The sequence below is a fragment of the Pseudomonas sp. GW821-FHT09E12 genome, assembly GCF_059416085.1.
Map to the genome: position 1 here is coordinate 666,137 of NZ_JBWKOM010000005.1, position 14,355 is coordinate 680,491.

Annotated in this window: 16 protein-coding genes; 7 read left to right on the forward strand and 9 right to left on the reverse strand. The window is 59.9% G+C overall.

The window, feature by feature from the left end; all coding sequences use genetic code 11:
- Positions 1–5: 5 nt before the first annotated feature.
- The 3 genes from trpD to AC07PQ_RS18170 all read left to right on the forward strand — a co-directional run bounded on the left by trpD (position 6) and on the right by AC07PQ_RS18170 (position 2,657).
- Positions 6–1,055: an anthranilate phosphoribosyltransferase gene (gene trpD / locus AC07PQ_RS18160; protein ID WP_007930171.1), complete on the forward strand. Its 1,050-nt coding sequence runs from the start codon at positions 6–8 to the stop codon at positions 1,053–1,055.
- Positions 1,052–1,888 (forward strand): indole-3-glycerol phosphate synthase TrpC, encoded by an 837-nt coding sequence (trpC, locus tag AC07PQ_RS18165; RefSeq protein WP_493186007.1) that lies wholly within the window; start codon positions 1,052–1,054, stop codon positions 1,886–1,888. Before trpD ends, trpC begins: the two co-directional genes overlap by 4 nt.
- A 67-nt stretch (positions 1,889–1,955) precedes the next feature.
- Positions 1,956–2,657, forward strand: coding sequence for a lipoate--protein ligase family protein (locus AC07PQ_RS18170; protein WP_493186008.1), 702 nt, complete (start codon positions 1,956–1,958; stop codon positions 2,655–2,657).
- Here the strand turns inward: AC07PQ_RS18170 and crp are convergent.
- Positions 2,654–3,298 carry a cAMP-activated global transcriptional regulator CRP gene (gene crp, locus AC07PQ_RS18175; RefSeq protein ID WP_007930174.1) on the reverse strand — a complete coding sequence of 215 codons (645 nt, stop codon included), beginning with the start codon at positions 3,296–3,298 and terminating at the stop codon, positions 2,654–2,656. The two genes, AC07PQ_RS18170 and crp, sit on opposite strands and share 4 nt — an antisense overlap.
- Positions 3,299–3,534: 236 nt before the next feature.
- Here crp and AC07PQ_RS18180 point away from each other — a divergent pair, with 236 nt between their 5' ends.
- Positions 3,535–3,957, forward strand: coding sequence for an OsmC family protein (locus AC07PQ_RS18180; RefSeq protein ID WP_007930176.1), 423 nt, complete (start codon positions 3,535–3,537; stop codon positions 3,955–3,957).
- Positions 3,958–4,039: 82 nt separating this feature from the next.
- On the opposite strand, the gene coq7 is transcribed toward AC07PQ_RS18180, so the two are convergent.
- The 6 genes from coq7 to hemJ form a co-directional block, all read right to left on the reverse strand.
- Positions 4,040–4,687 carry a 2-polyprenyl-3-methyl-6-methoxy-1,4-benzoquinone monooxygenase gene (coq7, locus tag AC07PQ_RS18185; protein WP_007930179.1) on the reverse strand — a complete coding sequence of 216 codons (648 nt, stop codon included), beginning with the start codon at positions 4,685–4,687 and terminating at the stop codon, positions 4,040–4,042.
- Between the two features lie 125 nt (positions 4,688–4,812).
- On the reverse strand, positions 4,813–5,151 hold the full coding sequence (locus AC07PQ_RS18190) for a histidine triad nucleotide-binding protein (RefSeq protein WP_007930180.1): 339 nt from the start codon (positions 5,149–5,151) through the stop codon (positions 4,813–4,815).
- Between the two features lie 79 nt (positions 5,152–5,230).
- Positions 5,231–6,019 (reverse strand): SDR family NAD(P)-dependent oxidoreductase, encoded by a 789-nt coding sequence (locus tag AC07PQ_RS18195; protein WP_007930181.1) that lies wholly within the window; start codon positions 6,017–6,019, stop codon positions 5,231–5,233.
- A 130-nt stretch (positions 6,020–6,149) separates the two neighbouring features.
- Positions 6,150–7,025 carry a DUF805 domain-containing protein gene (locus AC07PQ_RS18200; RefSeq protein ID WP_493186009.1) on the reverse strand — a complete coding sequence of 292 codons (876 nt, stop codon included), beginning with the start codon at positions 7,023–7,025 and terminating at the stop codon, positions 6,150–6,152.
- Between the two features lie 92 nt (positions 7,026–7,117).
- On the reverse strand, positions 7,118–8,086 hold the full coding sequence (locus AC07PQ_RS18205) for an NAD(P)H-dependent flavin oxidoreductase (RefSeq protein WP_009051135.1): 969 nt from the start codon (positions 8,084–8,086) through the stop codon (positions 7,118–7,120).
- A 35-nt stretch (positions 8,087–8,121) separates the two neighbouring features.
- The gene (hemJ, locus tag AC07PQ_RS18210) at positions 8,122–8,553 is read right to left on the reverse strand and encodes a protoporphyrinogen oxidase HemJ (protein WP_007930191.1); all 432 of its coding nucleotides are present in this window, start codon (positions 8,551–8,553) and stop codon (positions 8,122–8,124) included.
- 134 nt (positions 8,554–8,687) lie between these two features.
- Here hemJ and argC point away from each other — a divergent pair, with 134 nt between their 5' ends.
- Together argC and erpA are read left to right on the forward strand one after the other, a co-directional pair.
- Positions 8,688–9,722 carry an N-acetyl-gamma-glutamyl-phosphate reductase gene (gene argC / locus AC07PQ_RS18215; protein WP_493186010.1) on the forward strand — a complete coding sequence of 345 codons (1,035 nt, stop codon included), beginning with the start codon at positions 8,688–8,690 and terminating at the stop codon, positions 9,720–9,722.
- Positions 9,723–9,889: 167 nt separating this feature from the next.
- Positions 9,890–10,240: an iron-sulfur cluster insertion protein ErpA gene (erpA, locus tag AC07PQ_RS18220; RefSeq protein WP_007906865.1), complete on the forward strand. Its 351-nt coding sequence runs from the start codon at positions 9,890–9,892 to the stop codon at positions 10,238–10,240.
- A 67-nt stretch (positions 10,241–10,307) separates the two neighbouring features.
- Here erpA and AC07PQ_RS18225 read toward each other — a convergent pair whose 3' ends face one another.
- Both AC07PQ_RS18225 and AC07PQ_RS18230 read right to left on the reverse strand, forming a co-directional pair.
- Positions 10,308–11,399 carry an anhydro-N-acetylmuramic acid kinase gene (locus AC07PQ_RS18225; RefSeq protein WP_493186011.1) on the reverse strand — a complete coding sequence of 364 codons (1,092 nt, stop codon included), beginning with the start codon at positions 11,397–11,399 and terminating at the stop codon, positions 10,308–10,310.
- Positions 11,400–11,401: 2 nt separating this feature from the next.
- Positions 11,402–12,832 (reverse strand): peptidoglycan DD-metalloendopeptidase family protein, encoded by a 1,431-nt coding sequence (locus AC07PQ_RS18230; RefSeq protein WP_493186015.1) that lies wholly within the window; start codon positions 12,830–12,832, stop codon positions 11,402–11,404.
- Between the two features lie 211 nt (positions 12,833–13,043).
- On the opposite strand from AC07PQ_RS18230, the gene tyrS reads away from it, so the two are divergent.
- Positions 13,044–14,243, forward strand: coding sequence for a tyrosine--tRNA ligase (tyrS, locus tag AC07PQ_RS18235; protein ID WP_493186012.1), 1,200 nt, complete (start codon positions 13,044–13,046; stop codon positions 14,241–14,243).
- The last annotated feature ends 112 nt before the right edge of the window (positions 14,244–14,355 follow it).

Genomic DNA, 14,355 nt, shown 5'->3' on the forward strand with positions numbered 1-14,355 from the left:
TTTCCATGGATATCAAGACTGCCCTGAGCCGTATCGTCGGCCACCTCGATCTGAGCACCGATGAAATGCGCCAGGTCATGCGTGAAATCATGACCGGCCAGTGCACCGATGCACAGATTGGCGCCTTCATGATGGCCATGCGCATGAAAAGCGAAAGCATCGACGAAATCGTCGGCGCTGTTTCGGTCATGCGCGAGCTGGCGGACAAGGTCGAGCTGAAAACCCTCGACGGTGTGGTCGATGTGGTCGGCACCGGCGGTGACGGTGCGAACATCTTCAACGTGTCCACGGCTTCTTCCTTTGTGGTCGCCGCAGCCGGTTGCACGGTGGCCAAGCACGGCAACCGCGCGGTGTCCGGGAAAAGCGGCAGTGCCGACCTGCTCGAATCCGCCGGTATCTACCTGAACCTGACGCCGGTACAGGTCGCCCGCTGTATCGACAACGTCGGTATCGGCTTCATGTTCGCCCAGTCCCATCACGGTGCCATGAAGTACGCCGCCGGCCCGCGCCGCGATCTCGGCCTGCGCACCCTGTTCAACATGCTCGGCCCGCTTACGAATCCGGCCGGCGTGAAACATCAGGTGGTGGGTGTGTTCACTCAGGCGTTGTGCCGGCCGTTGGCCGAGGTTTTGCAACGCCTGGGCAGCAAGCACGTGCTGGTGGTGCACTCTCAGGATGGCCTGGATGAATTCAGCCTTGCCGCGCCGACCTTCGTTGCTGAGCTGAAGGACGACCAGATCACTGAGTATTGGGTGCAGCCCGAAGACCTCGGCATGAAGAGCCAGAGCCTGTTCGGCCTGGTGGTCGAAAGCCCGGCGGCATCGCTCGAGCTGATTCGCGATGCCCTGGGGCGGCGCAAGACCGAGCACGGGCAGAAAGCGGCGGAGATGATCGTGCTCAATGCCGGTGCCGCGCTCTATGCGGCGGACCATGCCAGCAGCCTGAAAGAGGGCGTGGCCCTGGCCCATGATGCTTTGCACACCGGGCTGGCTCGCGAGAAGCTTGAGGAGTTGGGTGCCTTTACCGCGGTATTCAAGCAGGAGAATGAAGGATGAGTGTGCCGACGGTTCTGGAAAAAATCCTCGCCCGCAAGGTCGAGGAAGTGGCTGAGCGTAGCGCACGAGTAAGCCTGGCCGAACTTGAAGGCCAGGCCCGTGCCGCGGATGCGCCGCGCGGCTTTGCCAAGGCGCTGCTTGACCAGGCCAGGCTCAAGCAGCCGGCGGTGATCGCCGAAATCAAGAAAGCCTCGCCGAGCAAAGGCGTGATCCGCGAGCATTTTGTGCCGGCAGAGATCGCCAAGAGCTATGAGAAGGGCGGCGCGACCTGCTTGTCGGTACTCACTGATATCGATTACTTCCAGGGCGCCGATGCCTATCTGCAACAGGCGCGTGCCGCCTGTTCGTTGCCGGTGATTCGCAAGGACTTCATGATCGATCCGTACCAGATCGTCGAAGCCCGTGCCTTGGGGGCCGACTGCGTGCTGTTGATCGTGGCCGCGCTGGATGATGCCAGGATGGCTGAACTGGCTGCCGTGGCCAAAGGCGTGGGTCTTGATGTGCTGGTCGAAGTGCATGATGGCGACGAACTGGAGCGTGCCCTGAAAACCCTCGACACGCCGCTGGTGGGCATCAACAACCGTAACCTGCACACCTTCGAGGTCAATCTGGAGACCACCCTCGATCTGTTGCCGCAGATTCCGCGCGATCGTCTGGTGATCACCGAGAGCGGTATCCTCAACCGGGCTGATGTCGAGCTGATGGAAATCAGTGACGTCTACTCCTTCCTGGTGGGCGAGGCCTTCATGCGCGCCGAGAGCCCAGGCCTGGAACTGCAGCGCCTGTTCTTCCCGGAACGCGGCGTACCGGTGAGCGGTTCGACCCTGGACTGAACCTGAGTTGATGAAGAAGCCGGCGCCGCCGGCTTTTTTATACCTATCGCAAAGGACCTTTACTGCCATGACCCAGCCCCTTTCCCTGACCGTCGAAGCCGGCCTGCAGGCCGAACAGGATCTGCTCGCCCAGGTATGCACCGGTGACCAGGAGTACGGTTTGTTGTTCTGGCAGCCTAGCGACAGGGCCTTGGTGATGCCGCGACGCTTGAGCCGTTTGCCGGGGTTCGAGCAGGCCTGCGACGCGCTGGCCGCCAGTGGCTGGCCGGTGTTGCTGCGAGAAACCGGTGGGGAGCCGGTGCCGCAATCGGCGGCGACGGTCAATATCGCGCTGGTTTATGCGCCGCCTCGCAGCGAGGGTGATCAGAATCGGATCGAAACCGGCTATCGCCGTTTGTGCCAGCCGATCTGCGACCTGCTTTCCGAGCTGGGAGGCGAGCCCTCCCTGGGTGAAGTCGAGGGCGCTTTCTGCGATGGCCGGTTCAACGTCAATCTCAACGGGCGCAAGATGGTCGGCACCGCCCAGCGTTGGCGCCAGAGCAAGGGTGGGACGCGTCCGGTTGGATTGGTGCATGGCGCGCTGTTGCTGGATGACGAGCGGGAAACCATGGTGGCGGCGGTCAATCGTTTCAATCAGGCCTGTGGCCTGGAGCAGCGTTGCCGCGCCGAGAGCCATATCGCCTTGCATGAGGCATTCGCCGCGCCGAATGCCATCGAGCGCCTGGATGCCCTGTGCCGGCAGACGCTGGCGCAGTTCCTGCCGCTCTAACGGGTGCCGAACACCACCATGGTCTTGCCTTTGACATGGACCAGGTTGCGTTCTTCGAGGTCCTTGAGCACCCGGCCGACCATCTCCCTTGAGCAGCCGACGATCCGCCCGATTTCCTGGCGAGTCACCTTGATCTGCATGCCGTCCGGATGGGTCATGGCATCTGGCTGCTTGCACAGTTCGAGCAGGCAGCGGGCCACTCGCCCGGTGACATCGAAGAACGCCAGGTCGCCGACTTTGCGGGTAGTGTTGCGCAGGCGTTGGGCGATCTGGCCGCTGAGCACGTACAGAATGTCTGGGTCCTGTTGAGACAGCTCACGGAATTTTGCATAGCTGATCTCCGCGACTTCACATTCGACCTTGGCCCGTACCCAGGCGCTGCGTTGCTGCTCATGCCCGGCTTGTTCGAACAGGCCCAGCTCGCCGAAAAAATCCCCGGCATTGAGGTAGGCGATGATCATTTCCCGACCGTCGTCATCTTCGATCAGGATGGTGACTGAGCCTTTGACGATGAAGAACAGCGTGTCCGACTGGTCGCCGGCGCAGATGATGTTGCTCTTGGCCTGATAACGGCGGCGCTGGCAGTGCATCAACAGCTTGTCGAGGTTCTTGATCTTGGGTGTAGGGGCAAGAGCAACCATGGTTGTATCCCGAAAAGACAGCACGGTGTGATTTGGTTTTTTTATGGGGCGGTCAAGCTGGATCGCCGATAGCTGGCAATGCGCCAGTGATTTGGCGCCAGCTTAACAGACGCTTCCTTTGGGTAATTAAGAATTTTCCTATCAGAACTGAGTGTGGCACCCGAACAGGCAAAGCGCTGCCATCCCGGGCCCCTGTGCTAAGCTGGCGACCCTTTTTTAGCAGTGGAGTCTTGGCGATGAAGGCACGCATCCAATGGGCTGGCGAAGCCATGTTCCTCGGGGAATCGGGCAGCGGTCATGTGGTGGTAATGGATGGCCCGCCGGAAGCCGGTGGTCGTAACCTGGGCGTGCGCCCGATGGAAATGCTCCTGCTCGGCGTAGGCGGTTGCAGCAACTTCGACGTGGTCAGCATCCTGAAGAAATCCCGCCAGGCTGTCGAAAGTTGCGAAGCCTTCCTCGACGCCGAGCGTGCGACAGAGGATCCCAAGGTCTTCACCAAGATCCACATGCACTTCGTGGTCAAGGGCCGCGGGTTGAAAGAAGCCCAGGTCAAGCGCGCCATCGAGCTGTCGGCGGAAAAATACTGCTCGGCATCGATCATGCTCGGTACGGCCGGGGTTGCCATCACTCACGATTACGAAATCGTCGAGCTCGGTTGAGTCGCCATTCAACCCTTCTGAATTCGCGGCAAAAGAAAGGGCGCTGAAAAAGCGCCCTTTTTTTGCCTGCGATTTGTATCGCTCAGATCCGGTAAGTGCTTTTGGTCATGACCTTGGCCAGTAGGCTCATGCCGAATTTTACCGGCGCCGGGAAGCGGAATCCGCCCGCGTCCAGGGCGCTTTCGGCGTGTTGTTCTTCGTCGATGCGCATCTGCTCGAGAATCGCCCGGGATTTTTCGTCCTCGGCCGGCAATTGCTCAAGGTGTTCGTTGAGGTGTTTGCACACCTGATCTTCAGTGGCGGCCACGAAACCCAGGCTAACCTTGTCGCTGATCAGCCCGGCCACTGCGCCGATGCCGAACGACATGCCATAAAACAGTGGGTTGAGCACGCTGGTGTGGCTACCCAGTTGGTGAATGCGTTGCTCGCACCAGACCAGGTGATCGATTTCTTCTTCCGCGGCATGCTCCATGGCTGCGCGCACTTGCGGCAGCTTGGCGGTCAGTGCCTGGCCCTGGTACAGCGCCTGGGCGCAGACTTCGCCGGTATGGTTGATGCGCATCAGGCCGGCGACATGCTTGGTGTCCTCTTCGCTCATCTGCACGTCCGGCTGCACGATGGCAGGGGAAGGGCGATAAGGCTGGCCGCTGAAGGGCAGCAAGGTACGCATTGCCGCATCTGCCTGCAGCAGTAGACGGTCAATCGGCGAGTAGTGACGTTGGGTGGTCATGCTTACCTCCGGGAAGAATCACGGCGGCCAGTTTACCCCAATCGATGGGCTGAGGCCTGCGCTGGATCAGCACACTCTCGGCAAAAGCGGGCGAGAAGTGTGCTGTCGCGCATTCTGGATGGGGATCAGCCCGGCGGCCAGTGCATCTGGCGCTGACCCAGAACGTGCATGTGAATGTGATACACGGTCTGGCCGCCGAGCTCATTGCAGTTCATGACGACCCGGAAGCCTTCTTCGCAGCCCAGCTCCCTGGCCAGGCGCTGGGCGGTGAACAGGATATGTCCGGCCAGCAGCTTGTCGTCTTCGGTCAGGTCATTGAGGGTGCGTACCGGCTTTTTCGGAACTACCAGGAAATGCACGGGGGCCTGTGGGGCGATATCGTGGAAGGCCAGAACCTGGTCGTCCTCATAGATGATCTTCGCCGGTATTTCCCGGTTGATGATCTTGGTGAACAGAGTATCCACAGCTGTTTCTCCGTTGTGTTGGTCCGGGCTGAGTGTACTCAGGCAAGCCGAGTGCGCCCAGCCTTAGATGGTTGCCAGGTCAGCGCGGGCAATAGGCTTTGTTGACGGCGCCGGAAATCTTGCGGGTCAGCCAGCGCGAACCCAGGCGCGGGCTGAACGCAAACCAGCGGTTGCGGCGGCCGGGGATGATAATGGCGCGATTCTTGTCCAGTGCGCGCACGGTGTACAGCGCGACTTCCTCCGGGCTCATCAGCAGTTTGCTGTCGTTAAGCTTGCTGGTGTTCAACTGGGCGGTATCAAAGAAACCGGTGCGGGTCGGGCCGGGGCAGAGCACGGAAACCTTCACTGCATTGTTTTTCAGCTCTTCGCGCAGGCCTTCGGAGAAGTGCAGCACATAGGCCTTGCTGGCGTAGTAGGTGCTCATCCAGGGGCCGGGATAGAAGCCAGCGATCGAGGCGACGTTGAGAATCTGCCCGCCGCCCTGCAAGGCCATGCTGTTGCCTAGGGCATGGCACAGCCGGGTAAGGGCCAGAATATTCACTTCGATCAGGTCCTGCTCGGTCATCCAGTCCTGGGCGAGGAAGGGGCCGCAGGTGCCGATGCCGGCGCAGTTCACCAATAGATCGATCTGCCGGTCGCCTTCCTCCAGCTCCAGCAGGAAACCCGAAAGCCGCAAAGGCTCGGACAGGTCGCAGGCTCGGAACAGCACCTCCACACCAAAGCGTTGGGTCAACTCGATGGCGATGCTTTCCAGCTGATCACGCTGACGGGCCACCAGGATCAGGCTGCGGCCGCGCCGGGCCAGCGCTTCGGCCAGGGCCAGGCCTATGCCGCTGGAGGCGCCGGTGATCAGAGCGTAACGGGTCATGCGGTTCTCCATTGCAACGGCCGGTTGCCTGTGGGGAAAAGTCCCAGGCAGCGGCGCGTTAATTCAATCCGATAGTCTACAGGTGGCCGGGGCGGGCTTGCTGCTTTCACTGCTCCTGTTTCTGGGCGCCCTAGACCGAGCTGAGACCACCGATGAAGGACAGCAGCAAAACGATTATCCACAGCGCGGCAAGCCCCTTGACCGCTCCGCTGTTTGGCGGAGGCGGCGCGCCGTAACGATTGGCGTCGGTGTTGCCCGGCAGGATCGCCAGTAGCAGCGGAAACACTGCGTACACAAAAGGCAGCAAATTCAGCAGCCAGAGCCAACCCGACCAGCCCAGGTCATGCAGGCGCTGAACGGAAATGGTGATGTTCAGATAGGCGAAGGCCAGTGCTACGACGCCGAGGAAGATCATTCCCGTCAATTGCAGGCTGTTGCCGACCAGAGCCGCGGTCAGGAAGCCGCCGGCCAGGGTAGTCAGCAGGATCAGCACCAGGGTCCAGGCGAGATAGCGCAGGCGCCCGATGCGTCCATCGACGGTGTAGAACTTCAGCTCGCCAAACTCGGGAAGGGGATCGCCCACTGTGGCTTGAGGCGGGGTGTAGGGCGAAGTACCCGCGCCGGCCATGGGGTCTGGCGTCGGCGTAGGGGCCGGGCGTTGCCAGTCATTCGTCATGCTGGGTTCTGCCTGGGGTGAGGCTACAGAAGGCGAAGGGGCGGGTGCTGGTGCTGGGGGAGCAGGCTGAGGTGCAGGTTGGCTGGCGCCTGGGGCAAGATCCGGTTCGATGCGTGGGGCGATCCCGGCCTGGTTCAGCGCAGCGAGATAAATGTCCGCGTCCTGTTGGGAGAGGTCGCGCTTGAGGGTGATGTTTTGTCCCTTGAACAGAGGCTCGATCGCGGCGATATCGCTTTTGAACAGCTTGGCGATTTTCTGCTTGGCATGTTCGATGTCGACACCCGGAAGCAGAGCCCCGTCAAATACGATCTTGAAACGGTCTTGGCTCATGCAGGGCGTCCTTGTCGGCTATATAGAGAGGGCTTTCGCAAGGCGATAGTTTAAGGCCAGCCGTCCGTTGCTGGCCAAAAAACATCAGCGATTCAGCGCGGCCAGCGTTGCGGTAGCCGGGCGGCCAGTTCCTGCGCGGCACGGTATTCGGCGTCCAGACGGGCGACCAGTTGATCGACGCTCGGTAAGTCATCGATTTCACCGACGCCTTGTCCGGCGGACCACACGGTTTTCCAGGCTTTGGCTTCGTCGCTGAGCGGCTTGAGTTTCGAGCCGAAGTTGACTTCGCCTTTGCCCTGCAGGGCGGCAAGGTCGAAGCCTGCGTTTTCCAGGCTTTGGCGCATGAAGCTTGCCGGAACCCCGGAGACTGCCGCGGTGTGCACAATGTCGGCGGCCTTGGCGCTCAGCAGCATCTCCTTGTAGGCCTCCGGTGCATGGCTTTCCGTGGTGCCGATAAAACGCGTGCCGAAGTAGGCGAGGTCGGCGCCGAGCAACTGTGCGGCGAGGATCTCGTGGCCGTGGTTCAGGCAGCCAGCCAGCAGCAGCGTCTTGTCGAAGAACTGGCGGATTTCGGCGATCAGGGAGAACGGGCTCCAGGTCCCGGCGTGGCCACCGGCGCCGGCGGCTACGGCGATCAGGCCATCGACCCCGGCCTCGGCGGCTTTTTCCGCGTGGCGCCGGGTGGTGACGTCATGGAAGACCAGGCCTCCATAAGCATGCACCGCATCGACCAGTTCCTTCACCGCGCCCAGGCTGGTGATGACGATAGGCACCTTGTGTTCGATGCAGATCGCCAGGTCGGCGTTCAGGCGTGGGTTGCTGTGATGCACGATCAAATTGACGGCATAGGGCGCAGGGTTTTCCAGGGTCGCAAGGCCTGCTTCGATTTCTTCCAGCCAGGCTTTGAAGCCACTGCTTTCACGCTGGTTGAGGGCAGGGAAACTGCCGACCACACCATTGCGGCAGCACGCCAGAACCAGTTGTGGATTGGAAATCAGGAACATCGGCGCGGCCACGACAGGCAGGCGCAAGCGTTGTTCGAGCAGAGCGGGCAGCGACATTGGAAGTACCCCGAATAATGAACGGCTAGTAGGAATTAGAACGGCCGGACGACGACCAGAATTACGATAGCCAGCAATACCAGAACTGGCACTTCATTGAACCAGCGGTAAAAGACATGGCTGCGGGTGTTTTCGCCACGGGCAAAACGCTTCACCTGGGCGCCGCACATATGGTGGTAGCCAATCAGGATGACCACCAGGGTCAGCTTGGCATGCATCCAGCCGCCCTGGCCGAAGTAGGCGCTGGGGTTCAGGCTCAGCAGCCAGATACCGAAAATCAGCGTGGCAATCATCGCCGGCCCCATGATCCCGCGGTACAGCTTGCGCTCCATGATGCTGAAGCGTTCCTTGCTGATCGTGTCTTCGCTTTGAGCGTGATAAACGAACAGGCGCGGCAAGTAGAACAGTCCGGCAAACCAACAGACCAGACTGACGATGTGAAAGGCTTTGAGCCACAGATAGAGCATTTCGGTTATTCCCAGGTTCACGGTAGCGAAGATAGTAGTGGCAGGAGTGTCCGCACGTCACCTTGACGGTTGTCGCAGGGTCTTTCGGCCCCTATCATCGACGGCTTTCCAGTGGGTTCGTTGAGGGCAGGTTTATGGTCAAGGTCGGTATCGTCGGCGGCACGGGTTACACCGGTGTCGAACTGCTGCGTCTGTTGGCACAGCATCCGCAGGCTGAAGTGGTGGTCATCACTTCCCGATCCGAGGCGGGCCTTGCCGTTGCCGATATGTACCCGAACCTGCGAGGCCACTATGACGGCCTGGTATTCAGCGTTCCGGACATCAAGACCCTCGGTGCCTGCGATGTGGTGTTCTTCGCGACTCCGCACGGTGTTGCCCATGCCCTGGCGGGTGAGCTGCTGACTGCCGGTACCAAGGTCATCGACCTGTCGGCGGACTTCCGTCTGCAGGACGCCGATGAGTGGGCCAAGTGGTACGGCCAGCCCCATGGGGCCCCTGGGTTGCTCGACGAAGCCGTCTATGGCCTGCCGGAGGTCAATCGCGAACAGATCAAGAAGGCCCGCCTGATCGCTGTTCCGGGTTGCTACCCGACCGCAACCCAGCTCGGCTTCCTGCCATTGCTGGAGGCTGGGCTGGTCGATACTTCGCGGCTGATCGCCGACTGCAAGTCGGGTGTCAGCGGCGCGGGTCGGGGCGCCAGCGTCGGTTCCCTGTACTCCGAGACCTCGGAAAGCATGAAGGCCTATGCGGTCAAAGGTCATCGTCACCTGCCGGAGATTCGCCAGGGCCTGCGCCGTGCGGCGGGCAAGGATGTCGGCCTGACGTTCGTGCCGCACCTGACGCCGATGATCCGTGGTATTCACTCGACGCTCTATGCCACTGTTGTGGACAAGTCGGTAGACCTGCAGGCGCTGTTCGAGAAACGTTATACCAACGAGCCGTTCGTGGATGTGATGCCGGCGGGCAGCCATCCGGAAACCCGCAGCGTGCGGGGCGCCAACGTATGCCGGATTGCCGTGCACCGTCCGCAGGATGGCGATCTGGTGGTCGTGTTGTCGGTGATCGACAACCTGGTCAAAGGCGCGTCGGGCCAGGCCGTACAGAACCTGAACATCCTGTTCGGTCTGGACGAGCGTCTGGGCCTGTCCCACGCCGGCATGCTGCCTTAAGGCGTCTGCCTGCTTCAGCAAAAGGCCCGTTACGGGCCTTTTTGCATTTTTGCGGTAAGCCCTGGGCTTATTGATATACCGTAACAATAGTTGACCGCTTTTCTGGGAGAAGCGGATAATGCAAGTCATCACGCATTATGGCGGCGTAACGCCGGGAGATAGTCAGCATGAGCGTCGAATCCTTCACCCCCACGGCTTTGCAATTCACCCACGGTGCCGCGCACAAGGTGAAGAGCCTGGTCGATGAAGAGGGTAATGATCGCTTGAAGCTGCGCGTATTCGTTACGGGCGGCGGTTGTTCAGGGTTTCAGTACGGCTTCACTTTCGATGAAGAAGTCGCGGATGACGACACCATCGTCGAGCGCGAAGGCGTCAGCCTGGTGGTCGATCCGATGAGCTTCCAGTACCTGGCGGGTGCCGAGGTGGATTATCAGGAAGGTCTGGAAGGTTCGCGTTTCGTGATCAAGAACCCGAATGCCACGACCACCTGCGGTTGTGGTTCTTCGTTCTCGATCTGATCGCTGAATAAGGTTTTACCAAGCGCCGCAGGGCTTTCGGGCTCTGCGGCGTTTTGCTGTCTGGCGATCAGGCGGGGTAGATCGCGCCCAGGACACGCAAGCCGCGGGCGCCGGTGACACTTGGGCGGTTGGCGGCTATGCCTTCCAGGCAGCAGTGGGCCAGCCAGGCGAATGCCATGGCTTCAACCCAGTCCGGATCAACGCCGTGGGTGGCGGTACTGCTGACCTTGGTGTTAGGCAGCAGGCTGGACAGGCGATTCATCAAGGCCGAGTTGTGAGCGCCGCCACCGCAGACCAGCAGCTCCTGGGTATCGGTCTGCGCCACCTGCAGCGACTCGACGATGGTCAGCGCGGTCAGCTCCAGGAGCGTTGCCTGCACGTTTTCGGGGGGCAAGGCTGGCAGGCGAGCCAGATGCTCCTGTAGCCACTCCAGGTTGAATACCTCGCGACCCGTACTCTTCGGGCCTTGAGTGGCAAAGAATGGGTCGCTGAGCAGCGCGTTCAGCAGCAGCGGCTCAACCTGACCGCTGGCAGCCCATTGGCCGTCGCGATCGTAGTTTTCTCCACGCTGGGCATTGATCCAGGCATCCAGCAGGACGTTACCCGGGCCGCAGTCGAAGCCGGCAACCGGCTTGTTGCTCTCGATCAGGCTCAGGTTGCTGAAGCCGCCGACATTGAGGACCGCGCGCTTGCCGCAGCTTTGATCAAAGAGCGCTTCATGAAAGGCCGGTACCAGTGGAGCGCCCTGGCCGCCGGCGGCGACGTCGCGGCTGCGGAAGTCGCTGACCACCGTGACTCCAGTCAGCTCTGTCAGTAATGCCGGGTTGCCGATCTGGACCGTGAAGCCGCGAGCGGGCTCATGGCGGATGGTCTGGCCATGACTGCCAATGGCGCGGATGTCTGCGGGTTTCAGTTTCTGTTGGGCAAGTAGGCTATGAATACCCTGGGCGGCCAGTTTTACCCAGTTTTGCTGGGCGATGGCGGAGCGGGCGATTTCATCGGGACCGCTGGCGCACAAGCCAAGCAGCTCGGCGCGCAGGGATTCAGGCATAGGAATGTAATGCGTGGCGATCAGCCTGATCGCCGGTGTTTGCTCGATGAGCGCGATATCCAGGCCATCAAGACTGGTCCCGGACATCACACCTATATAGAGCACCATGCTTAACGCTTGTTCGAAGCGAGCAGGGTGGCTTTTTCCTGATCCATCCGCGCCATCAGTGGCTGGCTTTGTTGCAGGAAGCGTGCGCGTTCCGCTTTGGCGATCGGATCGGCCATTGGCAGCTTCTGGCCCAGTGGATCGACGTGAACGCCGTTGACCTGGAACTCGTAATGCAAATGCGGGCCCGTGGAAAGCCCGGTGGTGCCGATGTAGCCGATCACCTGGCCCTGCTTGACGGTTCCGCCGGTCTTGACGCCTTTGGCGAAGCCTTGCATATGGCCGTACAGCGTGCGGTAAGCATTGCCGTGCTGGATGATCACGGTGTTGCCGTATCCGCCACGACGCCCGGCCAGGAGCACCTTGCCATCGCCGGCTGCCTTGATTGGCGTACCGCGAGGGGCTGCGTAGTCGACGCCTTTGTGAGCGCGGATCTTGTTCAGGATCGGGTGTTTGCGGCCCATGGAGAAGCGCGAACTGATACGTGCGAAGTCCACCGGCGTACGGATAAAGGCCTTGCGCATGCTATTGCCATCAGCGGTGTAATAACTGCTCATGCCTTGTTTGTTGGTGTAGCGCACCGCGGTGTAGGTCTTGCCACGGTTGGTGAAGCGGGCGGAGAGAATGTTGCGGGTACCCACGGCTTTACCATTGACGACGGTCTGTTCGTAGATCACGTCGAACTCGTCACCGGGGCGAATATCCTGGGCGAAGTCGATGTCGTAGCCAAAGACGTTGGCCATGTCCATCGTCAGACTGTGAGACAGGCCGGCACGTGCTGCGGATTGCGACAGCGAGCTGTTGATCACGCCATGAACGTAGGCCGTGCGCACCATGGGCTTGGCGGTGATACGGCTGAAGGCGAAGCCTTTTGGCCCTTTGGTCAGGGTGATGCTTTCCAGGTCATTGACCTTGCTGTGCAGATTGTTCAACTGGCCGTCCGGACCCAGTTCGAACTCAAGTTTCTGGCCGCGCTTCAACTGGGTGAACTGCTTGGCTTGCTTGTCGCTGGCCAACACGTCATGCACCGAAGTGGCAGGTAGGCCGACCTTCTCGAATAGCGTGGAAAGGGTGTCGCCCTTGGCAACAATGACTTCCCTGTGATTCGCTGCCTTCTTTTCTTCCGCCACGGCCGGAGCAGGCTGCTCTTGAGCGGTTTCAGTGGTTTTCGCAGTGTCTTCGGGGCTGTTTTCGATTTGTACGAACGGGGACGCTACGGCTTCATTTGTGGCTTGTGCGGCGTCTGCGGCGTCTTGATCTTGTGTCAGTTGCTCGGCCGGGCTTTCCAGGTCGAGGCTCAGAGTTGTTCTTTTGGCTTCTACATCGCTGGAAGGGAATACCAGGAGTGCCAGGCTGAGGAGGGCGGCGATACCACTTGCGGCGAGCAGGTGGGTCTTCGGATAAAGCGGCGGGGCTTTAGGCGGTTCTGTGGTCATAAGTAATTTTGACTTTGAAAAAGATGAATTGGAAAAGATGAATGACATGATGAAGATGAAATAACTGTATAAAATATAACCAAATCATCTGTTAAGCAAGCCTGCGGACCTCCTGTTCGCGGAAAGCCATCCGTACGCCGGGCAAAACTTGTAATTGGGCGCTGATCTTGTATGGTTGGTTCCCTTTGAATCTGAGCCTTGCGGGTCTGTTATGAAGTCGGTTGAAGAGCAGCTAGCGCTGATCAAACGTGGTGCAGAAGAGTTGTTGGTCGAGTCCGAGTTGATCGAAAAGCTCAAGCGCGGCCAGCCGCTGCGCATTAAGGCTGGCTTCGACCCAACGGCGCCGGATTTGCACCTGGGTCATACCGTGCTTATTAATAAGCTGCGCCAGTTCCAGGATCTGGGTCATCAGGTGATCTTCCTGATCGGCGACTTCACTGGGATGATCGGTGATCCGAGTGGCAAGAGCGCAACTCGTCCGCCACTGACTCGCGAGCAGGTCCTCGAAAATGCCGAGACCTACAAGAGCCAGGTGTTCAAGATTCTCGACCCGGCGAAAACCGAGGTGGCCTTCAACTCCACCTGGATGGACAAGATGGGACCTGCGGACTTCATTCGCCTGACTTCCCAGTACACCGTTGCTCGCATGCTCGAGCGTGACGACTTCGACAAGCGCTATTCCACCAATCAACCCATTGCCATTCACGAGTTTCTCTATCCGCTGGTTCAGGGTTATGACTCGGTGGCGCTGCGTGCCGATGTGGAGTTGGGCGGTACTGATCAGAAGTTCAATCTGTTGATGGGGCGTGAGCTGCAGCGCGGTTATGGTCAAGAGGCTCAGTGCATTCTGACGATGCCGTTGCTCGAGGGGTTGGACGGCGTCAAGAAGATGTCCAAGTCTCTGGGTAACTATGTAGGTATCCAGGAAGCGCCGGGTGTTATGTATAGCAAGCTGGTCTCCATTCCTGATGCGTTGATGTGGCGTTACTTCGAGCTGCTGAGCTTCCGCTCCATGGATGAGATTCTTTCCTTTAAGGCAGATGTCGAGGCGGGTGCGAATCCGCGGGATATCAAGATCAAGCTGGCTGAAGAAATCGTTGCGCGTTTCCATGGCGAGGAAGCTGCAGCGAATGCTCATCGTGCTGCGGGCAACCGCATGAAGGATGGTGAGCTGCCGGATGATCTGCCTGAGATCGAGCTGACTGCTGCTGAAGACATGCCGATCGCGGCTGTCCTTAATAAGGCGGGCTTGGTAAAGAACTCGGCAATGGCGCGTGACCTGCTCGGCTCGGGTGGTGTGCGTGTAGATGGTGAGGTTGTTGAGCGTTCCTTTATATGGGCTGTCGGATCGACTCATGTTTGCCAGGCCGGAAAGAAGGCTTTTGCACGTATTACGCTTAAATCCGAATAAAACTGAAAATAGGTGTTGACGGCGAATTATATCTCTCTATAATTCGCCCCACTTCCGGCGCAGTCGAAACGGAAAACTCCTTGAGATTCAACGAGTTACGCGGTTTTCGACA